Origin of the sequence: Sphingobacterium bambusae (assembly GCF_033955345.1) — a bacterium.
GTDB lineage: Bacteria > Bacteroidota > Bacteroidia > Sphingobacteriales > Sphingobacteriaceae > Sphingobacterium > Sphingobacterium bambusae.
Map to the genome: position 1 here is coordinate 3,683,123 of NZ_CP138332.1, position 22,850 is coordinate 3,705,972.

At 44.0% G+C, this 22,850-nt stretch carries 14 protein-coding genes and 3 tRNA genes; 12 read left to right on the top strand and 5 right to left on the bottom strand.

Features of this window, described 5'->3' with window-relative positions; genetic code table 11:
• Nucleotides 1-33: 33 nt before the first annotated feature.
• From SCB77_RS15295 to SCB77_RS15305, 3 genes are all read right to left on the bottom strand, one after another.
• On the bottom strand, nucleotides 34-1,128 hold the full coding sequence (locus tag SCB77_RS15295) for a S1C family serine protease (RefSeq protein WP_320182867.1): 1,095 nt from the start codon (nucleotides 1,126-1,128) through the stop codon (nucleotides 34-36).
• Nucleotides 1,129-1,142: 14 nt separating this feature from the next.
• Nucleotides 1,143-1,712, bottom strand: coding sequence for an RNA polymerase sigma factor (locus SCB77_RS15300; protein ID WP_320182868.1), 570 nt, complete (start codon nucleotides 1,710-1,712; stop codon nucleotides 1,143-1,145).
• Between the two features lie 212 nt (nucleotides 1,713-1,924).
• Nucleotides 1,925-3,478, bottom strand: coding sequence for an SUMF1/EgtB/PvdO family nonheme iron enzyme (locus SCB77_RS15305; protein ID WP_320182869.1), 1,554 nt, complete (start codon nucleotides 3,476-3,478; stop codon nucleotides 1,925-1,927).
• Between the two features lie 185 nt (nucleotides 3,479-3,663).
• Here SCB77_RS15305 and ispF point away from each other — a divergent pair, with 185 nt between their 5' ends.
• Complete coding sequence (gene ispF, locus SCB77_RS15310; RefSeq protein WP_320186632.1) at nucleotides 3,664-4,143, top strand: 2-C-methyl-D-erythritol 2,4-cyclodiphosphate synthase; 480 nt, start codon at nucleotides 3,664-3,666, stop codon at nucleotides 4,141-4,143.
• Here the strand turns inward: ispF and SCB77_RS15315 are convergent.
• Complete coding sequence (locus tag SCB77_RS15315; RefSeq protein WP_320182870.1) at nucleotides 4,127-5,323, bottom strand: TCR/Tet family MFS transporter; 1,197 nt, start codon at nucleotides 5,321-5,323, stop codon at nucleotides 4,127-4,129. The genes ispF and SCB77_RS15315 overlap by 17 nt on opposite strands.
• A gap of 240 nt (nucleotides 5,324-5,563) precedes the next feature.
• On the opposite strand from SCB77_RS15315, the gene porW reads away from it, so the two are divergent.
• From porW to uvrC, 3 genes are all read left to right on the top strand, one after another.
• A complete protein-coding gene (porW, locus tag SCB77_RS15320) occupies nucleotides 5,564-8,725 on the top strand; it encodes a type IX secretion system periplasmic lipoprotein PorW/SprE (RefSeq protein WP_452654012.1) in 3,162 nt (1,053 codons plus the stop codon).
• Nucleotides 8,726-8,744: 19 nt separating this feature from the next.
• The gene (locus SCB77_RS15325; protein WP_320182872.1) at nucleotides 8,745-10,991 is read left to right on the top strand and encodes a penicillin-binding protein 1A; all 2,247 of its coding nucleotides are present in this window, start codon (nucleotides 8,745-8,747) and stop codon (nucleotides 10,989-10,991) included.
• Between the two features lie 65 nt (nucleotides 10,992-11,056).
• Nucleotides 11,057-12,856, top strand: a complete 1,800-nt coding sequence (gene uvrC, locus SCB77_RS15330) for an excinuclease ABC subunit UvrC (protein ID WP_320182873.1) — start codon at nucleotides 11,057-11,059, stop codon at nucleotides 12,854-12,856.
• Here uvrC and era read toward each other — a convergent pair.
• On the bottom strand, nucleotides 12,853-13,731 hold the full coding sequence (gene era / locus SCB77_RS15335) for a GTPase Era (protein ID WP_320182874.1): 879 nt from the start codon (nucleotides 13,729-13,731) through the stop codon (nucleotides 12,853-12,855). The genes uvrC and era overlap by 4 nt on opposite strands.
• Before the next feature lie 376 nt (nucleotides 13,732-14,107).
• Here era and SCB77_RS15340 point away from each other — a divergent pair.
• From SCB77_RS15340 to der, 8 genes are all read left to right on the top strand, one after another.
• A tRNA-Met gene (locus SCB77_RS15340) sits at nucleotides 14,108-14,180 on the top strand.
• An 81-nt stretch (nucleotides 14,181-14,261) separates the two neighbouring features.
• Nucleotides 14,262-14,334: transfer RNA gene (locus SCB77_RS15345), tRNA-Met, on the top strand.
• A 47-nt stretch (nucleotides 14,335-14,381) separates the two neighbouring features.
• A tRNA-Met gene (locus SCB77_RS15350) sits at nucleotides 14,382-14,454 on the top strand.
• Between the two features lie 183 nt (nucleotides 14,455-14,637).
• Entirely contained in the window at nucleotides 14,638-14,892 is a 255-nt protein-coding gene (locus SCB77_RS15355; protein ID WP_320182875.1) for a GIY-YIG nuclease family protein, read from the top strand.
• 135 nt (nucleotides 14,893-15,027) lie between these two features.
• Nucleotides 15,028-16,350: a DUF3472 domain-containing protein gene (locus SCB77_RS15360; RefSeq protein ID WP_320182876.1), complete on the top strand. Its 1,323-nt coding sequence runs from the start codon at nucleotides 15,028-15,030 to the stop codon at nucleotides 16,348-16,350.
• Nucleotides 16,351-16,547: 197 nt separating this feature from the next.
• Nucleotides 16,548-19,646, top strand: a complete 3,099-nt coding sequence (locus tag SCB77_RS15365; protein ID WP_320182877.1) for a SusC/RagA family TonB-linked outer membrane protein — start codon at nucleotides 16,548-16,550, stop codon at nucleotides 19,644-19,646.
• A gap of 13 nt (nucleotides 19,647-19,659) precedes the next feature.
• The gene (locus tag SCB77_RS15370; protein ID WP_320182878.1) at nucleotides 19,660-21,375 is read left to right on the top strand and encodes a RagB/SusD family nutrient uptake outer membrane protein; all 1,716 of its coding nucleotides are present in this window, start codon (nucleotides 19,660-19,662) and stop codon (nucleotides 21,373-21,375) included.
• Between the two features lie 167 nt (nucleotides 21,376-21,542).
• Nucleotides 21,543-22,847 (top strand): ribosome biogenesis GTPase Der, encoded by a 1,305-nt coding sequence (gene der / locus SCB77_RS15375; protein WP_320182879.1) that lies wholly within the window; start codon nucleotides 21,543-21,545, stop codon nucleotides 22,845-22,847.
• Nucleotides 22,848-22,850: the final 3 nt, after the last annotated feature.

The window sequence follows — 22,850 nt, forward strand, 5'->3', positions numbered from 1 at the left end:
GATCGATCCGCGCTTTTATTTTATGGCGTTATTTTAGTAAACTTTTACGATGTAAATATAGTCCTGAAGACGTTTGATTTGATCGGTGCGATTGAGATTGCTTAATCCGTTGCGATTGCTCAATACGATGTTTCCTTTTAATGCATCTGCCGGAATGCTGTTTAGTGTTTCCACCAAGGCTTTTGTCTTTATTGCAAAGGCTGCTCCGTCAATACCTTTTTGCTTGCCGCTGATGATCCCTATTACATTACCATCTTTGTCCAGCACCGGGCCACCACTATTACCAGGGTTAACCGGAATAGATATCTGGTAGGCCAATGTATCACCAGCATAACCTGTGGAAGAGCTCAAGTAGCCTTGTCCATAAACGGCTTCATCACGAGGGAATCCGATGGTGTAGATGTCTTCTCCTAAATCAGAATCCTGCTTTTTAAATGTATAAGGGATATTCTTTAGGGATTTAAACGTAGAGTCACTGATATGAAGAATCGCTAAATCTTTCTCTGGGTTGGTGAAAATGATATCCGCTTTAAAGGATTGGCCGCGATGGTTTTGCAGATGCACGGAATCGGCACCAGTGATCACATGGTAGTTGGTTACCACATAGCCATCTCGAGTGATCATAAAACCGGTAGCACCAAAATGCATAGCTTCGGTGTTATCCTTGTCGCTTTTGATGTTTTTGATTTCCGCATTGTGCGCATTGACATTACGCTTGACATTGTTCATGTCACGGCGCAAAGCACTATAGTCTGTGCTAGTTTTCTTGAGTGTGCTGTAATATCCGGTAAGCCAAAGAGTGGAAAAGACCGAAACAATTGCAATGGCTGCAGCAACAGCTGCATTCAGCTGTAATTTTTGCCATAGCTTGATAATCTTAGCCGGCTTCTTGATTTCATGATCCAAAGTATAACTATTGGCTGTTTTTGCTAGATTTTTCTTGAAAGCCATTCTAGCTTCCGTCTGCCGTAGGCTTTGTATCAATGCTTTATGTTCGGCGAACATAGCGGCATATGTGGGATTCTCCACACAATATTTTTCAAAATCTGATTGCTCCGCCAGCGATAACTCGCTGCGAAGATAACGATCTGCCCACGTTAAAAATTCTTGATGACTTAAGCCTTCCATGACACGCTTGTACCTTACTTTTTAAAAAACATTTTTTTGAGGCGCTGAAGACACTTGTATTTTTGGTTTTTCGCGTTGTCGGGATTGGTATATCCAAACTTTTCACAAATATCCGTCATCGAGGCATTTTTAATGTAAAAATCATGCAGAATAGTTCTACACGGCTCTCCAAGGCTATGCAGTGCGTCTTCCATCTGCACTAAGTTTGCCTCAGTCATTGTGTGTTCCTCGATGGCTTCTTCAGCAGCCAATGAATCCTCTAAGTCATCAATTTGATCTTTATGATACTTAGATTCTCCACGAGTAAGTTGTTTTAGCCATAGTCTTTTTGAGACAGCATATAGAAAGGTCTGTAGCTTACTACTCAGTTCGAAATTCCCTCGGCTTACTTTGTCATAGAGGACCATGACGGTTTCTTGAAAGATATCTTGAGCTTCTTCTCTGCTTCCTTGATTATTGATAATCATCTTGGCGATAGGTGGGAAATACACTTTATACAGCTTTTGTATAGCTAAACTATTTCCGGATTCAATACCGCGAAGGATTTCCAAATCAATGCTTATATCGCTTTTCTCCTTACTCACTTGTTAATACCTTTTTAGCTAAATAGTAACCTTCGTATTGACGTTTTTTTTCTTTTTTATGATGATCCGCTGCGTAAAAGGCTAGTGCGGTCTAGGAAACTACACGCTACGCCTTAATGGATTCATCAAACAGCTTTCGTTGCTGTTCGCGAAAATATAAAGTTGGCTGTTCATGAAAAGATGCTTTTGGGCACATTTTCATGAACAGCAGTTTAAGGCGCAGAAGTGCGACGCGGCCTGTTCTTTGCAGCTCCTTGCGCAGGCCCGAAAACGTTACCTACCATGGTCATCGCACAGCGAAAGCCGGTCATCGCATTAGATTCATCCTGTTGCATAAAACGGCGTGTCGCTGGATTTAGCCAGTATGCGCGGTCGTTCCAAGAACCTCCTTTGAAAACTCTGCTCTTATTGTTCACCAAGGTTGTCTTGCCATACAGCTCTTTCATTTCCTCATCATCGGCGCCACGTGCATCGTACTGATAGGTACTGCTTTGATCTTCCGATCCACGTTGTGCTTGTAGTTCTTCCCAAGTTTGTTTGCGTGGTGCCTTCGCAGGAACTTTTATCGGCCGTCCATATTTATCTTTAGCCAAGACGCGTCCTTCCGTGTTCTCATATTGATTGTCCATAAAAACATTCCCTCGGAAAGGATTGAAGTCTTCAAAATCTTCAAACGATAGTTGGCGATAAACATCGTTTACCCATTCGTTAACGTTTCCTGCCATGTTGTACAAGCCAAAATCGTTAGGTCCGTAGCTCATCACCGGTACGGTAATATCGCCTCCGTCATTCAGGTCTCCCGCCACGCCCATATTATTTCCGCTCGTGATCTTGAAGTTGGCCAACATGCGGCCTTGGTTCTTTCTTTTGTCAGAACGAACGCCCAATCCACTCCAAGGATAGGTGCGGCTATTTTCGATATTGCCGGCAATGGTATTTCCGATCAGCCCTAATGCGGCATACTCCCATTCCGCCTCCGTAGGCAAGCGGTAGGGTTGCTTTAAGATACCGTCTTCCATACGAACGGTGCGGCGTGCATTGGCTTGCGCGCCAGGTCTGTTGTCGTTGGGCATGTTCGGCCCATCGATTCCCGCGCCACGTAGCTGCCCATTCAGGTATATCTCTGTATTGAAGGCTTCGCCTCCACTATTTTGAGTTGCTTTGGTTTTGTAGTCTACCAACACGCCCGACTGCCGTAGCACGTTTTCATTGACCCGATCGGTTCTCCATTGGCAATAAGCATTCGCCTGTTCCCAAGATACTCCAACCACAGGATAGTCTTGAAAAGACGGGTGGCGAAGGTAGAGGTTTACGTAGGGCTCATTGTAGGACAGCGGATGGCGCCAAACAAGGGAATCCGGTAACGCGTCATAGTATAACTTGCCATCGTCTGGGAAGTTTTGCGCAATCCAATGTAAATATTCCAACCAATCGGCATTGGATACTTCCGTTTCGTCTATGTAAAAGGAGGCCACGGTAACGCGGCGTTTTAGGTTGTCGTGTGCATAGCCCAAATCTTCGTTTAAGCTTCCTCCCATAACAAAGGTTCCCCCTTCCACGGCTACCAAACCTGGCCCAGGTGTCTCCTTAACTTTTCTGTTGATCTGCAATCCTCCATTGTTTGGGTCATTATAGGCCACGCCAGTTTTTGGAGAAAGGTCTTTGCCCGCTCTTTTGCTTTTGCAGGAATGAAATGTAGCCATGAAGGATAAAAGCACCACAAGGATGACGATCCTTTTTAGCATAAACCGATCTGTTCTTATCATAGGGTAGAGTTATGAACTTACACGTCAAAAGTAGTAAATAAATATTACTATGTATAGCTAAGGAGGTTTAAATGATGTTTTTTAGCGTTCTCGCAATATTTATGGGTGTGATCTACAAGCTCGTTTGGAGTTGCTTATCGATATTTAATCGATCATAATGCATTATTACATAAATTAGCGGTATGATGAAAATAAAGGTTGGTTTTGGTTTTGATGTTCACCAAATGAGAGAAGGACATCCGTTTGTGGTAGGTGGAGTAACCCTCGATCACCATGCAGGAGCCTTTGGGCATTCCGATGCTGATGTGCTGGTTCATGCCATTTGTGATGCCATTTTAGGCGCGGCAAATTTAGAGGACATCGGGTACCATTTTCCCAACACAGATCCCAAATGGAAAGGAATAAGCAGCTTGCTGCTGCTCAAGGAGTGCGTACGTCTTATCGGTGAGAAAGGTTATGAATTAGGCAATATCGATGCCATGTTGGTGTTGGAGGCGCCGAAGATTAAGCCCTATATTCCCGCCATGAAAGCGCATCTGTCGGAGGTGACGGGTTTGGACGCCGACGATATATCGATCAAGGCTACAACCAATGAAACGATGGGATTTATTGGTAGGGAAGAAGGTGTCGTTGCCTATGCCGTTTGTCTTATTTCGAAACCCTAGTTTTCTGGAAGTAAACATAAGCGATGAGCAAGGCCGTAAGTGTCATGGCTCCTCCCATGACAAACGGAGCGCCCGGAAAGTAGTAGGCTGTGCTATCTTTGGCAAAGAATGCGAATAGGTTGCTCATTAACAAAGGTCCGAAAATAGCGGTCAGGCTAATCAGCGATGCAATTCCTCCCTGTATTTGTCCCTGTTCATTAGCGGGGGTTAGGTTGGAGATGAGGCTTTGTATCGCTGGGCCGCCGATACCACCACATACATAGATGACACTAAATGCGAACAACATCCAAGTGGATGGTGCCAGTGCGATAAGTGGAAGGGAAATGCTATGCAGAAGGAGGCCGATTAAGATCGATCGTGGCAGACCCAATTTTGGAATGGCAATACGCAGCAGGCCGGCCTGTACGATGGTGAGCAGGGTACCAATAAAACCGAGCGAGATGCCTACCATTTTTTCGTCCCATTGAAATTTTTCCATGGTGTAATATGACCAGGTGCTCTGCACCGCGTGAGCGGCAAGATTGACGAGGAATATACAGCTCACGAGGGCATATATTTGCGGGTACTTTTTCATGTGTTGAAAAGCACCAACAGGATTGGCATTGCGCCAGGAGAAGCCGCGTCGATTTGCTGATGGTAGGGATTCGGGTACAACAAAGTATCCGTAAATCAAATTTAGCAGGCTGAGGCCCCCGGCCGCAAAGAAAGGAATGCGTGATCCAAACTGGCCCAGCAACCCACCGATAACGGGGCCGATGATAAAGCCCAACCCAAAGGCGGCACCAAGAAGACCAAAGTTTTGGGCTTTCTTCTGCGGCGTGCTGATGTCAGCGATGTAGGCTGCAGCTACCGTGTGACTGGCGCCGGTGACACCAGCAATGAGCCTTCCAAGAAACAGCCAGCCTATAGATGGTGCAAACCCCATCAACACATAATTTATCGAAAAACCTAAAAGGGAAAACAGAAGCACAGGGCGCCGACCATAACAGTCACTGAGGTTGCCCAGCACCGAAGCAAAGATAAACTGCGTGAAAGCATAGCAAAACATCAACCATCCCCCGTAACGGGAAGCTTCGCTTAGATCGCCGTGGATCAGTTCCTTGATGAGCGAGGGGAGAACGGGTATGATGATGCCGAGGCCGATTGTATCAATGACTACTGTCAAAAAGATAAAAAACAAACCTGAGGTCTTTTTGTGCAACATGAAGATATAAAAAAGGTAGAACCAAATTTTTTCCTAAAGTAGTGTTTTAATCCATACAGCCCTATAAAAATCAACTGACAAATCGGCTAAAAGCTATAACTGAAGAAAGTATGCAGGATTTTTCGCGAAAATTGGATTGGAATTCTCTGAATAATGGTATTTTTGCTATGAAGATAATCTCCAAGCATATAAGCCTAAAAGAGATTCAACTGCTGCATGAAATTAATAGACGACAAACTAATTTGGAACCGGTTTCCGTTATGCCTTATTTTACCGTTTTTTTGCCTGATAGTAGTCAGCTCATGTCAGCTATTTCGGGGTAGTCGCTCAGGTGTAAAGCAGATCAGCGAAGATAGCCTCAAGACCGATTTTTTTCAAAATGTTACATCGAGATATAATATTTCGTATAATGCCAATCTGATGTTGGAACAGGAGCGACGAGCCATTTATCTAGCTGCGGACAAAAATTATCAGGTTCGACTCTCCGTGTTTGACGAGCCAACGACAAAAGGTGATCCGCACAAAGCAATGGATTCACTAATTCAAAAAGCTTACAAAATTGTTAACAACAAGCAGGAAAGCCGGTATATCAATGATGCCTACTTTTTGATCGGACGAGCCTACTACATGAAAGGTTCTTACTATACGGCGTCGGCATTTTTTGATAAGTTGATTCAAGATGCGCGCCCCGAGCAAGCGTCCTTCAAGGCTTTAGCTTACGCTTGGAAATCCCGAGCCTATCTGCAGCTCGGAAAGCTTGATGCCGCAGGATATTTGGTGGATTCGGCTTTTATGTTTTTGAATGATGAGGCCAAGACAAAAACATTTGTGCATGCAGCCAAGGCCAATTATCTCTTGCAGGTAGGGAAAGAGGAGCAAGCAATACCATTTTTGAAGTACGCCATTGCATCCACTAAACGAGGAGCTGAACAGTATCGGTGGAAGTTTCTGTTGGCACAATTGTACCGAGATAGCAACAATGAGGAGGCCTATGCACTATTTCGCACACTCGCTAAAAGTAATGTGCCTTTTGATATGGCTTTTGAAGCGTCATTGCAATCTGCATACGGCCAAAGCGCTCAGGATAGCTCCAATTTGGCGCTTCGCGTTAAGCCTTTTTTGCGTATGCTCAACGAAGGCAAGAACAGTGGTTATCGCGATCAGATTTTATTTGAAATAGGAAAGATCTACCTCCATGGAGGCGAGGAGGAACAGGCGATGCGTTATTTTAACAGATCGTTAAATCATGTGGACAGAAACCCTTATCAGCAAACGGAGACGTTTTTAGTGATAGCTGACTATTTATTTTCCAAAGAAAAGTATCATTATGCGCAGTTGTATTATGATAGTACGGCTACTGTTCTGCCAAATACTTATACCGACGTCAACAAGCTGCGCCGAAAGCTGGCTTATATGAACGAACTAACCACGCATTACCAAGAAATCCTTTGGCAGGATACCTTGCTTGCATTGGGAAAAATGACTGATGAGCTGCGCGGAATATTTTTAGATTCATTGGCCCGGCAATCGCTTGCTCAGCGCGAACAAGAAATGGCGCTGAAAAAAAGTGTACCTAGCGGGGCTGAAAAAAAGAGACCAATCGCAGAATATGCCGCTGTTCAACATACGCTACCCAATCAAAACACGGATCTACCGGCCTCTATTTTTTCGGATAGCCGATTTTATTTCAATAACCAAGATGCTTTGTTGTTGGGCGCCTCGGAGTTTAAAAGAAAATGGGGTAATAGGCAATTGAAAGATGATTGGCGCTTCGCTGGCGATCTCGCCCCACAGCAAATTGCCACGCAGCCGGTATACACGGATAATATCGTTCCTGCCGAGAAAAATGATGAGTGGGATGCTGAGGGATATCTGCTGCAATATCCCCAAAAATACCTTGACGCCATGCCGATTACCGAAGTTGATGTTACACGGCTGCAGCAGGGTATCCATGACCATATGATTGCGATTGGGAATATCTATCGAGCATATATCAGAGATGACGATAAAGCTATTGTTCTCTACGAAGAAATTTTAGAGCGTTTTCCTCATTCAGCAGAAGCACCGACCGTCCTGTATGCGTTGTTTCGAATGTATGAAGAGCGTGATCCACAAAAAAGTAGTTTATACAGGAATCGCTTGATCAAGGAGTTTCCGACCAACACGCTGGCCATGCTTGCACAAGATCCATACTATATGGATAAGGTTGCCCGTGATAAACGGACATTGGATAGGGCCTTTGAGCGTTTGTTTACCCTGTATGCTCAGGGCGATCATGTTGCGGTAATAAGACAGGCCGACGCGGATCTTCAAGGAGCGTTTCGCGAGCAAGCGATGGCTGCCCAGATTGCTTACTTAAGGGCATTGGCGATAGGGCGTGTGGGCTTGATCGACGCGTTCAAGACTGCTCTTGACGATATTATTGTAAGCTATCCCTCGGATAGTTTGGTTGTGCCCTTAGCACGTGCCAACAGGGCGTTTATGGACGAACATCCCGCTATGTTTGTTAACAGGGTAAATGCCTTGCAGGACAAGGATAACCTTCGTGTATCTTTTTTGGATGAACCTGATATGACGCCTTGGCCATCGTTACATATAAATGGCGATTACAGAACTGCGGTCGCGATATCGCAACCTCCAAAAAAGGAAGATCCACAACCTAAACAGGTGGAGCAAAAAACGGAGGAAGCAAAGCGGAATGAGGTAGTGGCATTGCTTGAACAACAAAAAGCGAAAGCTGCCAGCATTAAGGGACAAGTCTTGGACAAGAGACAGCAGGTTTTACCAACGGTTGCTGGCGGCGTGCTGTCGGCAAATATTCGTTCGTCTGGATTGGATTCGGCAGTGGTGGAAGAGTTGCTGGCAGAGGAGGAACGAGCGGTGCGGCATATTGATCCTGCCAACGGCTCTACTGCGGTGAAAACAGGACTGCAGCTTTCGAAAACAACAAGCTTGGAAGGTAGGAAGTTGGATGTAGGGGGGGCTACTATTGATTTCGGTGCAAATGACTATAGGGATAAAAAGTTGTTCCCCGATACAGCTACCTACTATTTTGCCATCAATGTGATGGATCCTCGCGTCAATCTAGCGCCAAGCCGATATGGTATTGGTCAGTTCAATAGATCACGCTATGCGCGGAACGCAATCAACCATCAGCTCAATTTGGTGAACGCCGAAAACCAGTTATTATTCGTTGGGCCCTTCGAAACTTTTGAAGAAGTTAAAACTTATGAAACGAGAATCTTACCTTTGTTACCTGAAATAATGAAAGTGCCACAAGAAGATTACAACAGCTTTATCATAACAAGAGAGGCAATTGGCACGTTAACTGATGGGATACAAATCAGAAATTACCATCAGGTATACAAAGAGCAATAAAATCGTATTTTAAAATACAATGAAGAGAGAATCAAAGCAAAGTAAATTGACCGCAGAAGATATCAAGCGATATACCTTCAATTTTTGGAAAATATTGGCTGTCGTGATCTTGGTGGGTGTGGTGTTTATCGCGAGTGTTCGTTTCGGTGTTTTTGGCAAGCTGCCTTCTTTTCAGGAGTTGGAGAACCCGAAGAGTAACCTTGCGTCGGAAATCCTTTCCGATGATCTTCAGGTTTTGGGGACTTACTACAGACACAATCGTTCCAACGTAAAATACAGTGAATTGTCGCCTTATTTGATCCAGGCACTGATCTCGACAGAAGATAAGCGCTTCTACGACCATTCAGGAATAGACTATTCGCGTACCATCACCTCGGTGTTCCATACCTTGTTTGGCAATAAGCAGGGAGGAAGTACGATTACCCAGCAGCTAGCGTTAAATCTGTTCTCCGAGCGCAGGGAGCGGAATACCTTTAAGCGGGTGATGCAGAAATTTCAGGAATGGATCACGGCAGTGCGTCTTGAAAGAAGCTACACCAAGGAAGAGATCATTACCATGTACTTTAATACAGTTGATTTCGGCTACAAAAACACCTACGGAATTAAGTCGGCAGCACGCACGTTTTTTAGCACTACTCCCGATAAATTGTCTCCAGAGGAGGCGGCTATCTTGGTGGGTATGTTGAAAGGCCCGTCGGTGTACTCTCCTGTGCGATTTCCTGATAATGCGATGTCGCGTAGAAATACGGTGTTGAACAATATGGCCGATCAGAATTTTCTTACGGCGGATCAATTAGCAAAAGCAAAAAGTAATCCCATTAACTTGAAGCTGAGTATATCCAGCTATGGCGAAGGATTAGCACCTTACTTTCGCGCTATGTTGAAAGACGAGATCAAAAAGGCATTTAAGGAACTCTCAATCACGAAAGCAGATGGCACGCCTTATGACTTAGATCGGGATGGCTTGCGTATATATACACCCATCAATTACGCCATGCAGCAATATGCGGAGCAGGCGCAAAAAGAATGGATGACGAAATTGCAACGGGATTTCGATCGGCAGTATAGAAATTCTGATCCCTTTCGTGGGGATAATGCGAAGTTGCTCGTGAAAGGTATGCGTAATTCTGATCGTTACCGTGCGCTTAAAGAGTCTGGTTTCTCCGAGGAGGATATTAAGAAGGAGTTTCAGAAGAAGGTGCCGATGACCATCTTTACCTACAGAGGTAATGTAGATACGGTGATGACACCGATGGATTCGATCCGTTACAACAAGCTTTTCTTACGAAATGCGGTAATGTCTATGGAACCGAAGACCGGCCATATTAAAGCTTGGGTGGGAGGAATAAATTTTGAGCATTTTAAATTTGATCATGTTAAACAAGCTCAACGACAAGTCGGCTCTACTGCGAAGCCTTTTACCTACGCTACGGCTATTGACAACGGCTATTCACCTTGTTTTACGGTGCCCAATCATATGCAGACCTATGGCAACTGGACGCCTCGTGGAACGACACAGGGAGGCGACCCTATTACGCTGAAAGATGCACTTAAGTATTCGCAAAACTTTGCCAGTGCATATGTGATTAACGAAGTGTCTGCGCAGAATGTAGCGATGCTGACTAAGAAAATGGGGATTACCTCAGAAGTTCCCAACTATCCTTCTATTGCCTTGGGATCATATGAGGCAAATGTTTTCGATATGGTAGGCGCCTATTCGGCGTTTGTCAACCAAGGTACGTGGATCGAGCCAACGATGATTTTGCGTATCGAAGATAAGAATGGTACAGTTATCTACGAGAAGATGCCAAAAGTAGTGAAAGCACTGAATAGCGAAACCGCTTACATCATGGTGAATATGCTTAAAGGAGTCGTTGATGGTGGAACAGGATCGCGGGTAAGAAGAGCGGAGTATGGCGGGCTGACTAATCCGATGGGCGGTAAGACGGGTACCACGAACGACAACTCGGATGCTTGGTTTATCGGTATCACCCCAGATTTGGTTACCGGCGTTTGGACCGGAGCGGAAGATCGCGGTATTCGATTCCATAGCATGGCCTCCGGCCAAGGTGCTGCGGCGGCATTGCCGATTTTTGGTTTGTATATGCGAAAGGTGTATAACGATAAGCAACTGCACTATACACAAGAGGATTTTCCGTTGCCACCAGGCGGATTAACGCGAGAACTAGATTGTAGCAAATATCAGCCTTTCCACGGAACATCCTCGGAAGAAGGTCAACTGGATGACGATAGGCTAGGTTTTTAATAATTGATATCATAGTTGCCGAACAATAAATTTTAACGAAATTTGTTGTTCGGCATTTTGTTTATATGGAGTTATTTGATTACAAAGAAGAGCTAAAGAGGATACCGCATAAGCCCGGTGTATATCAGTATTTTGATAAAAACAATGAGCTGATCTATGTGGGTAAAGCAAAGAATTTGCGTAATAGGGTAGGTTCTTATTTTGTGAATGATAACCAACTAAACAGCAAAACTAAGGTGTTGGTGCGTAAAATCAATCGTATCGCTTTTACGATCGTGGATACGGAGATTGATGCTTGGTTATTGGAAAATAACCTGATCAAAAAGCACAAACCGCGCTACAATGTGATGCTGAAGGATGACAAGACCTATCCTTGGATCGTGATTAAGCAAGAGCATTTTCCACGTGTCTTTTGGACGCGAAAGTACATCAAGGACGGCTCGCGCTACTATGGACCTTATGCTTCGGTGAGCATGATGCACATTATCTTGGATATGATCCGTGAATTGTTCCCTTTGCGCACCTGCAACCTAAATTTGGCGCCCGAGAACGTTGCAAAAGGGAAGTATAAGGTTTGCCTAGAGTATCAAATAGGGAATTGTAAAGGTCCTTGCGAGGGCTATCAGGCAGAGGAAGACTACAATCAGAATCTTTCCGATATCAAGGATATCCTCAATGGCAAGATTTCAGTGGTGACCAACCGGCTGAAAGCCCAAATGAACGATGCGGTAAGCGGATTGAATTTTGAGGCGGCACATATCTTTAAAGCCAAGCTGGATAAGCTCTCCAACTATCAAAGTAAATCTACGGTAGTGAGTTCTTCCATCACCAATGTAGATGTATTCAATATCGCCTCGGATGATAGTTATGCCTTTGTGAATTACTTGAAGGTGGCGCATGGTGTTGTTATCCAAACGCAAACACTCGAGATGAAAAAACGTCTGGACGAATCGGAGGAGGAACTGCTTGCCTTGGCGATCCCGGAGATCAGGAGTCGTTTCAAGAGCACGTCAAGAGAGATTATCGTGCCGTTTGATATGCATATTGAGGAAAGGGAAGATATGAAGTTTACCGTGCCTAAAATGGGCGATAAACGTAACCTATTGGATCTTTCCTATAAAAACGTTGCCTACTTTAAGAAGGAGCGTATGCTGCAGTATGAACGCCTGAATCCGGAAATAAAAACGGAACGTGTGTTGAAGCAGATGCAAAAAGATTTACGCATGAATGTTTTGCCTCGGCATATTGAGTGTTTCGATAACTCCAATATACAGGGGAACTTTCCCGTTTCGGCTATCGTTGTCTTCAAAGATGCGAAGCCCTCCAAGAAAGATTATCGACATTTTAACGTGAAAACCGTTGTTGGACCCAATGACTTTGCTACGATGGAAGAAGCTGTTTTCAGGCGCTACCGACGCTTGTTAGACGAGGATCAAACATTGCCGCAGCTGATCATCATTGATGGCGGTAAAGGTCAGTTGGGAGCGGCGTTAAAAAGTCTAAAGTTGCTAGGAATAGAAAAACAGGTAACGGTAATCGGTATTGCCAAAAGGCTGGAAGAACTTTATTATCCAGGCGACCAATATCCGCTCTATTTGGATAAAAAGTCGGAAACTTTACGCATTATTCAGCACCTTCGTGACGAGGCTCACCGTTTCGGGATCACCTTCCACCGTAACCAACGTAGTAAGAAGACCTTTGTTTCTGAATTGGAGAATATCCCAGGTATTGGGAAGACATCGGTAGAAAAGCTATTGAAGGCTTTTAAATCTGCCAAGAAGGTGCAAGAGGCAAGTGACGAAGATTTAGGAAAAGTGCTTAACCAAAAGCAGGTTAAAGCACTTCGCACCTATTTCAGTAGTTAATCGTCGTAACCAAATTTTTTCAGGTAGTTTTTCTTGCTTCTCCAGTCGGGGATCACTTTGACAAACATTTCTAGAAACACCTTGCCGCCGATAAATTCTTCCATATCTTGACGGGCGTATGTGCCTACTTTTTTAATCAGGGCACCAGCCTTGCCGATAATAATATTTTTCTGTGAATCGCGCTCGACTATAATTTCTGCCGCAATTCTAGTAAGGTTCTCTTCTTCCTTATAGGCGGTAACCACAACTTCTGTACTGTAAGGAATTTCCTTGTCATACAATTTAAAGATCTTTTCCCGAATCATTTCGGCAACGAAGAAACGCATGTTTTTATCCGTCAATTCATCTTTCTCGTAGTATGGCGCATGTTCAGGAAGCTTCTCCTTGATATATTGCATGATTCCTGTCACTCCATGATCTTTCAATGCTGAAATGGCGAAAATGGAATCCGGATTGAGCTTCTCTTGCCAAAAGTCTATCTTGCTTTTGACCTCTTCTTCGGAAGATTTGTCGATCTTGTTGATCAATACAGCCACAGGCGATGAGGTTTTTCGTAACTTCTCTATAACGTCGTTCTCATCATATTTCTCATGGATGTCGGTCACAAAAAGGATGATATCGGCATCGATCAATGATCCCTGCACGAAATTCATCATGGATTCTTGTAAGGAATAGTTCGGTTTTATGACCCCGGGAGTATCCGAGAACACAATTTGATGATTCTCATCATTCACGATTCCAATAATTCGGTGCCGCGTAGTTTGGGCTTTTGGTGTGATAATGGACATCTTCTCACCTACTAATGAGTTCATTAGGGTGGACTTGCCCGCATTGGGTTTTCCGATAATACTTACGAATCCTGCTTTGTGCGACATTTTATCTTTATTTTATTTGGAATACAAAGAAACAAATAATATCTTTGTACTCCAATTAAACGGAATGTTATCTTGCGCTAACGATACAAAAAAGCGCAATTTCAATAAAAAAACATAACGAGTTGGGACGTCGATATAACGTCGAAATCTACGATCTTTTAAGAGAGATTGTTGGAAACTGAAAAATTAAGCGCGATGCTTTATTGCTATAAGTGAAAAAAAGCCGGTAATCTTTGATAGTTCGTAATCGGTAACAAAATATATTGCGTGATGGAGCATTTGGTAGCTCGTCGGGTTCTTATCCGCCAGTTGGCGGACATCAGTTCGAGTCACTGAAGTATGATTAGGCGCGATGCTTGATTGATTAAAGAAATATTGCGGGGTGGAGCAGTTGGTAGCTCGTCGGGCTCATAACCCGAAGGTCATCAGTTCGAGTCTGGTCCCCGCTACTAAAGAGCTAGACGTAAAGTCTAGCTCGAAGAAATTAAATACGCTAAGCGCGATGCATAGCTGAACAAATAAAGAAATATTGCGGGGTGGAGCAGTTGGTAGCTCGTCGGGCTCATAACCCGAAGGTCATCAGTTCGAGTCTGGTCCCCGCTACTAAAGAGCTAGACGTAAAGTCTAGCTCGAAGAAATTAAAATTACATTGCGGGATGGAGCAGTTGGTAGCTCGTCGGGCTCATAACCCGAAGGTCATCAGTTCGAGTCTGGTTCCCGCTACATTAGAAGCCCTGAGGAAACTCGGGGCTTTGTATTTTTAGAACTTTTAGCTGCTGGTCGTGCTCATATCCGCCAGCTGGCGGACATCAGTTCGAGTCTTGTTCCCGCTACATTAGAAGCCCTGAGGAAATTTTTGTTTATATTTATTTAAAAATGCTTACCGAATTATAAACTACAGCAATTATGCTATTTACCGTTTATGTGCAATATGCTTCTGTTCATCATAAAATTTACATTGGGTACACTTCCAATTTAGCAGCGCGTCTGTTATCGCATAATAAATTAGCAACGAAAGGGTGGACAATAAGATTTAGACCTTGGAAAGTGATCTACAAAGAAGAATTTGATAGCAAAGTTGCAGCTATGGTACGAGAAAAGGAATTGAAAAGTGCGCGAGGACGTTTGTTTATAAAAACCTTGATCAACTGCTACGAATGATCGGAATGCATTTTGATAGTTCACAATTTTATGGATCTTTCGTAAAGAAAGGCGAAAAAAGCGCAATCGTTTGATTATGATTCCTATTTCGGGATGCGGATTTTCCTATTTAAGTTTATCGAAATAAACTTAAATATGTACACGAACATCTTCAAGAAAAGCCTAGGGCTGTTGATCTTTTTATTTATAGCATGTATATCTCTAGCTAATCAAGTTGGTGAAAAGCGTGTAGCTGACAGGTCGCATTATGCCGTTCCGCTGGCTGGTAATGCTTTTTTAACAAATAAACCAGCTGCTGCCACCGAGCAAATCAGAAATAATGGTCTTATCAACTGGAGCAACCCTTCGAGTATTGTCAGTGTGTATTTTCGCGTGAAGGATGCGAGGACGCTAAACCTCAAGCTGAGGGCAAAAGCTCCCTCAGCAAATAGCTCGAGTAGAATCAGAATTACTTTAGGCGGTACCTCCAAAGAGATCGAACTCTTTGGGGCGGAAGTAAAGGACTATGAAGTTGGTGTTTTCTCTGCGCAGTCGGGTTACGTGCAGGTTGATTTGCAGGGCATTTCAAAGACCGGACAATATTTCGGCGATGTATCACACCTTTTGATTGGGACGGAGCTTGATTCGAGCGATTTTTTGTATGCCAATGATCCCGCTTATTACTATTGGGCTAGAAGAGGCCCGTCTTGCCATATGGCATACACCATCCCTAGCAGTGATCCTATTGAGTACTATTATGGAGAACTTACAGTCCCACAAGGTCAAGATGCGATCGGCTCCTACTTTATGAGCAACGGCTTTTCGGAAGGCTACTTTGGTATCCAGGTGAACTCGGTCACAGAGCGAAGGATACTGTTTTCGGTGTGGAGCCCGTTCGCCACGGACAATCCTGCGGACATACCGGAGCATTTGCGCGTAACCCTTAATCGAAAAGGCGAGGGGGTGCATACTGGCGAGTTTGGGAATGAAGGCTCTGGTGGACAGAGTTTTTTACGGTACAATTGGACTGCCGGAAGCAGTTATCGGTTTTTGTTAAAGGGTAAACCAGACGGAAACGGTGCGACAGACTTTACCGCGTGGATCTACTTATCGGATCAGGACGGTTGGTCATTGATCGCTAGTTGGAAACGCCCCGAATTATCAAAAAACCTAACCGGATTCCATAGTTTCCTTGAAAACTTTGATCCGAACAATGGGCATTTAGGACGTAAAGTGTTGTTCTCCAATAGATGGGTTCGGACCGCGTCTGGTAACTGGCTGCCCATTCAGTCGGCGAAGTTTACTGTAGATGCTACCTATCATGCAAAACAACGTATAGATGCTATCGGCGGTGTGCTTAATGATGAATTTTACCTGCAAAATGGTGGTTTTTTCTCGACGATCGTTGCTCCCAATAGTGTTTTTTCTATTCCTGCTGCTCAGGATGCTCCCAAGATAAATTTCGACGCGTTACCGTAAGCTCTGATGGTGAATTTCGATCTTTAAATGGCCGGATCAATATAAAGTTGCTGAAAGTTGTTATGCAAACGTTTGTGTTATTTTGCGCAAACGATTTCGTTTCACCTAGGATTTATGTTTAGGTTACTTTAAGTTAACTTGGCACCAACTAGATTATGGTAATCTACTAGTTGAGCAAAAAACCTTAAAGTAATTTTATGAGAAAGAGATCTACAAATCCTTTGTTCATCGGTAAGAGTTTTCGGTTGGCTTCGATGTTGATGATCGGTACTTTGGTCCACTCGGGCTCGGTATGGGGAAGCAGCATGGGGTACTACGGAAATACGCTTTACCAACAAACGGTAACCGGTCAGGTTACGGCATCGAATGGGCCAGTGTCCGGCGTCACAATATCCGTACAAGGGAAGCCTACCTTAAAAACGTCGACAGACGAGCGCGGAAATTTCTCCATAGCAGCGGCCCAAGGAGATGTCCTTTTGTTTACAGCTATTGGCTTTGAACAGCATACGCAGGTTGTTGACGGGGCGGCTATACAGGTCTTGTTGAAGGCTGTTGACCAAGCTTTGGAGGAAGTGGTGGTTGTTGGTTACGGAGCACAGAAAAAAGAGAGCTTGACTGGAGCTTTAACATCCGTTAAAGGAGATGAGCTACGGGATATTACGACAGCCTCAGTAGAGAATATGCTGAATGCAAAGGCTCCAGGGGTTTATGTGGCTCCGGGGTCTGGTCAGCCCGGCGCGCGCGGTGCGGTAGTAATCCGAGGGCAGGCAACGCTTAGTGGTACCACGAGTCCTCTTTGGGTAATAGATGGGGTGATTATCGGGACATCTGCTGGTGATCTAAATCCCGATGATGTAGAGTCGATGACGGTACTTAAGGATGCCGCTTCCACAGCGATTTATGGATCGCAAGGTGCTAATGGTGTGGTTGTTGTTACCACTAAAGGAGCAAAGAGCGGAAAAACAACCATCGAACTGTCCACTAAAGTAGGCTTCAACCAGCTGACGAATGGGAACTTGGAGATGATGAATGGCGAAGAGCTCTACGACTATTATAGCTCGTTTGCAAATGCAAATACAATCGCCTTTCCCCGATGGAACGAAGAACTACGAAATACTAATTTCGATTGGTGGAAAATAGCGACGAGAAATGGATTTACCCAAAACCATAACGTTACGCTCCAAGGTGGTACAGAAAGCCTTCAATCCTTGCTATCGATTGGCTTGTATGATGAAAAAGGTGCTGTGAAGGGGTATGATTTTACACGATACAACGTCCGCTTCCGGCAGACTTATAAGCCATTTGAATGGCTGACGATAAAACCATCATTTGTTGGAGCGCGACGTGGTGTGGCGGATAGGCAATATTCTACAACAGCGATGTATTCGAATTTTCCTTGGGATAGCCCATTTGATAGCGATGGGAATTTGGTGCCACATCGTTACAGCGGCTGGGTGAATAGTGCAAGCACAAATTATCTTTACGATTTGCAGTGGAACAATTCTACAAATACAAATTATGAATTGATGGGGAATCTTGATTTTGATGTAAAGTTGACCAATTGGTTGACTTTCTCATCGGTCAACAACTATCGTTACAATAATTATTCTTCCAGCGGTTATGCAGATCCCCGTTCGAATGGAGGGGAGAGTGTAGGTGGAAGGCTAGCGGAATATCGAACTGAATTTGCGAGGCGGTATACTAGCCAAATTCTTCGTGCTAACAAAACTTGGGGTTTACACGCCTTAAATGGTGTGTTGGTATACGAATTCAATGACTACACGGCCAAAACGCTGGATGTGTACGGAACGGGATTTATTCCCGGTTTCCAAGTATTGGATGTCGTGAACAGACCGGAACGTACGCGTGGTAAGATTAACGAATGGGCGGTGCAGTCGCTGTTATCTAATATGCATTACTCCTATGATAATAGATACTTGGCACAAGTTTCTTTTCGTCGAGATGGAGCATCCAACTTTGGTGACAACGCAAAATATGGCAATTTCTTCTCGGTGAGTGCTGGTTGGAATGTAAACAATGAACAGTGGTTCAAGGCGGATTGGGTGGATGCCTTAAAGCTAAGGGCAGCATATGGTTCAGTAGGGAATCGTCCTAGCGCATTGTACCCACAGTATAATCTTTATTCCGTATCTGCGACGTCGGGGTATAATGAAAGTCCTGGGGCGCTCATCAGTCAAAAAGGAAATCCTGACCTCACTTGGGAAAAGACATATACTACGGGTGTCGGAGTTGATGCCTCGGTTTTAAATAATCGTGCTCGCGTGACGCTAGATTATTACATTAAGAATACGGATAATATCCTTTATCAAGTGCCTGTTACGGGTACTGTGGGTATCACGAGTATTTGGCGAAACATTGGTGAAATGCGAAATACAGGTTTAGAGCTAGCTATTGGTGGCGATATCGTTAGAAACACCGACTGGTTATGGAGTGTCGACTTGAATGTTGGCCACAATCGTAATCAGCTAACGCAGCTTTATCCGACGAAAGACGCCAGTGGTAATTTTGTTGTACGTCCAATTATTGTGGGCGATGGTTTGGGGATTGCGGGATCGTCGCAACGTATTCTTGAACCGGGGCTTCCTGTGGATACCTATTATCTAAAGGAATGGGCCGGAGTTAACCCCGAGAATGGAGCGCCCATGTGGTATAGGGTGCAACGGGATGCTGATGGAAATGAAACTTCCCGCACGACGACTTCAAATTATTCTGAAGCGACATTCGAAAAATTGGGCAATGCGGCGCCTAATATCTTTGGGGGATTTTCTACGGCATTACGCTATAAAAACATTGATTTAGGTGCTGTTTTCGGTTATTCTATCGGTGGTCAAATCTATAATTATGCTCGTCAAGAATATGATGCCGATGGAACGTATACGGATCGAAACCAAATGAAATTGATGCCTGATTGGAGTCGTTGGGAAAAGGAAGGAGACATTGCTACACATCCTATAGCAAAATACAACAATCGTGATGGTGGTAATCAAGCGTCTTCCCGTTTTATTGAAGACAGCGATTTCTTACGCCTACGTTCACTGACCGTAGGTTATAATTTTAAGTTGAGTCAATACAATATTAGAAATTTGCGTGTGTATTTTGCAGGTGAGAACTTGTTTGTCTTGACCAAATATTCAGGCGTAGATCCAGAATTGCCAATAAGAGAGGCTGATGAAGCAAGTTTAGGCGAACCTGTTGGCGCTTTACTTGGATCGACTGGGCCATCCGTTTATCCAGCTACACGTCGTTTCATGCTGGGCTTTAATCTTTCATTCTAAAATTACAAAACAGATGATGAAAAAAATATATATAGCACTGCTGACTTGTGCCAGTATTGCTTCTTGTGATATCGATCGTTTGCCTTATGGATCAATGGATACGGATCGTATAGAAAATGATCCAAACGCATATATTCAGTCTTTATTGAATGGTACTTACGCGCAATTAAAAGCATGGTCTGACCCGATGCATCGCTGTGGTGAATACGCTGGTGATAATATGATGATTCGAGGATCATCGACAGATGCTTTCTATGAATTTATATCTTTTTCCCGTACACCCAATAATGGTCGACTCAACCAATTTTGGAATGCGGGATATAAAGCTATTGCACAGGCATCTAATATCATTGATATGTTTGAAGAAGGGCAGAATGTCGAATTTGACAACAAATTGGGAGAGTGTTATTATATCCGCGGTCTCATGTATTTTTATTTAGTTCGCGCTTATGGAAGACCATTTTATCAAAATCCTAGTGTCAATTTGGGCGTTCCGATCGTTAATGGAACACCAGAAGACGTTGTGAATCTCGAATTGCCCGACAGAGCCACTGTACAGCAAACTTATGAACAGATTATTGCGGACTTGTTGAAAGCGGAAGAAATGTTGACGATCGACAATGGAGCAATATATGCTTCAAAAGGAGCTGCACAAGCCTTGCTTTCGCGAGTATATCTTTACATGAGTGGTACTTACGATTCTCCAAACTTGCAGTACGCACAGTTGGCGGTTGACTATGCGGACAAAGTGATTAATTCTGGGGATTATGCGCTGCTTCCTCGAGATCAATTTATGCGATATAACACCTATACCCCGGAGAATAATGCAGAAACTATTTTTGCAGTGAAACGCGTAGCATCTGAGTTTTCAGGCGATGATCATTTTTATGGTGTTGGCGGTATGTACGCAAATATTGGGGGAATGGGCTGGGGAGAGATGTATGCTAGTGCGAAATACATTGATTTGCTAAACGAAACCGGTCGCAATGATTGGCGCCCAGAGAAATACAGGATCGTAGATGCACGTGCTGCTTTTATCGAGCCGACCTATAGTCGAAACGCGAGCACAGGAGCTTTTACAGAAGTGTTCCGTTTTATTAAACAGGATGCCGCAAATGGGTTTAATTATGTTCAGGCACCGATCACGCGTAACGGTAATGTGATAACTTGTCGTGATGGAGATCAGACCTATACATTGTCTGCCGTTGACGCTGCACAGGAAATTTACAGCATCAACTATAATGATAACAGGACCTATACCGGAGTACTTGATAATTTTATTACGCTGAACAGAGTTTATCCACAATTTTACATCACCAAAGCTTCACGAGAGGGAGAAGATTCTCATTTACATTCACCCGTTATTAGCCGTTTGGGCGAGGTTTATCTAAACAGGGCGGAAGCGTATGCGAAACTTGGTAATTATAATGCCGCCCGTACAGATTTGAATCTTATCAGGACACGCTCTATCGTAGGTGGTGCTTATGCAACGCTAGATGCATCCAATGCTAGTGTACGGATCGACAAGGAACGTCAATTGGAACTGGCTTATCAAGCGGAGCGAAGTTATGATGTTTTTCGTAACGGCGGATCACTTAGTAGAGCTTATCCCGGTCCGCAGGTGCAAAATGAAAATATTGCGGCGAGTGATTTCCGGGTAATATATTTTATACCGCAGGACGCGATAAACTCCTATCCTGGAACATTAACGCAAAATCCGACACAATAGATCTTTACGGGATCACTGTCCGTCGATCAGCAACAGAAATGGCTTTGCAACACGGCAAAGCCATTTTTGTGTGAGCGCCTAAATAATCGGGTAATTTATTGTAACTTTGTGGGCTTGAATAAAAAGTAAGTTGCCGTGAGGTAACGTTTTTAACACCGAATATAGTTATGGCAAATATCGTTGCAATTGTTGGTCGCCCCAATGTGGGGAAGTCCACGTTATTTAATCGTTTAACAGAGAGTAGAAAAGCTATTGTTGATGACTTTAGCGGGGTTACTCGCGATCGTCATTATGAATCGGCGGAATGGATCGGTAAGAAATTCACCGTCATTGATACGGGTGGATTTGTTCACGGATCAGACGATATTTTTGAAGAGGCTATACGGGATCAAGTTCATATCGCTATTGAAGAAGCATCGGTTATCGTGTTTATGGTTGACGTAACCACAGGCATTACGGATTTAGACGACGAGATCGCTGATTTATTGCGTCGTAGCTCAAAGCCGGTGTATGTTGTTGCCAATAAGGTGGATCACGCTAAGCTTCACCATGAGTCGGCCGAGTTTTATGCCTTCGGTTTAGGAGAAGTGTTTAATATCTCGTCGGCTACCGGATCGGGTACCGGTGAACTTTTGGATGCGGTTGTTTCTCACTTCCCAGAGCAGGAAGAAGAGGAAGAGAACAGCTTGCCGAAGTTTACGATCGTGGGACGTCCCAATGTTGGTAAATCGTCCTTGACAAATGCGCTTCTCGGTGTCGATAGAAATATCGTTACTGATATTGCCGGAACGACTCGCGATTCTATTCGTATACATTATAACCAGTTTGGTCACGAATTTTTATTGATCGACACAGCGGGGTTGCGTCGTAAATCTAAGGTTAACGAAGATATCGAGTTTTATTCGGTGATGCGTACGATCAAGGCCTTGGAAGATTCGGACGTGGTTATCCTGATGTTAGATGCCAACGATGGTATCGAAGCACAAGATATTAATATCTTCCATCTTGCAGAGAAGAATAAGAAAGGTATTATGATTGTCGTGAACAAATGGGACACGATCGAGAAAGATCATAAAACGGCGAAGGAGTTTGAAGCGAGGATCAGAGAGAAGATTGCACCATTTACGGATGTGCCGATTGTGTTTACGTCCGTAACAGAGAAGCAGCGTATCTTCAAGGTAGTGGAGACGGCTATGGAGGTCTATCAAAATAAGACCAAAAAGATATCTACGTCCAAGTTGAACGATGTGATGCTTGAAATCATTGAAAACTATCCGCCGCCGGCAACGAAAGGAAAATACATTAAAATCAAATACGCAACACAGCTTGCAGGCAGATCACCCATGTTTGCCTTCTTCTGTAACTTGCCGCAATACATTAAGGATCCGTACAAACGTTTTGTGGAGAACAAGCTGCGCGACAACTTTGACTTTAAGGGCGTACCTATTCAAATATTCTTTAGACAAAAATAAGCT

What these genes read in the sequence shown, in the direction of transcription:
- SCB77_RS15295 (WP_320182867.1), bottom strand. Translation starts at nt 1,128, where the DNA reads ATGGAAGGCTTAAGTCATCAAGAATTTTTAACGTGGGCAGATCGTTAT.
- SCB77_RS15305 (WP_320182869.1), bottom strand. Translation starts at nt 3,478, where the DNA reads ATGATAAGAACAGATCGGTTTATGCTAAAAAGGATCGTCATCCTTGTG.
- ispF (WP_320186632.1), top strand. Translation starts at nt 3,664, where the DNA reads ATGAAAATAAAGGTTGGTTTTGGTTTTGATGTTCACCAAATGAGAGAA.
- porW (WP_452654012.1), top strand. Translation starts at nt 5,564, where the DNA reads ATGAAATTAATAGACGACAAACTAATTTGGAACCGGTTTCCGTTATGC.
- SCB77_RS15325 (WP_320182872.1), top strand. Translation starts at nt 8,745, where the DNA reads ATGAAGAGAGAATCAAAGCAAAGTAAATTGACCGCAGAAGATATCAAG.
- uvrC (WP_320182873.1), top strand. Translation starts at nt 11,057, where the DNA reads ATGGAGTTATTTGATTACAAAGAAGAGCTAAAGAGGATACCGCATAAG.
- era (WP_320182874.1), bottom strand. Translation starts at nt 13,731, where the DNA reads ATGTCGCACAAAGCAGGATTCGTAAGTATTATCGGAAAACCCAATGCG.
- SCB77_RS15355 (WP_320182875.1), top strand. Translation starts at nt 14,638, where the DNA reads ATGCTATTTACCGTTTATGTGCAATATGCTTCTGTTCATCATAAAATT.
- SCB77_RS15360 (WP_320182876.1), top strand. Translation starts at nt 15,028, where the DNA reads ATGTACACGAACATCTTCAAGAAAAGCCTAGGGCTGTTGATCTTTTTA.
- SCB77_RS15365 (WP_320182877.1), top strand. Translation starts at nt 16,548, where the DNA reads ATGAGAAAGAGATCTACAAATCCTTTGTTCATCGGTAAGAGTTTTCGG.
- SCB77_RS15370 (WP_320182878.1), top strand. Translation starts at nt 19,660, where the DNA reads ATGATGAAAAAAATATATATAGCACTGCTGACTTGTGCCAGTATTGCT.
- der (WP_320182879.1), top strand. Translation starts at nt 21,543, where the DNA reads ATGGCAAATATCGTTGCAATTGTTGGTCGCCCCAATGTGGGGAAGTCC.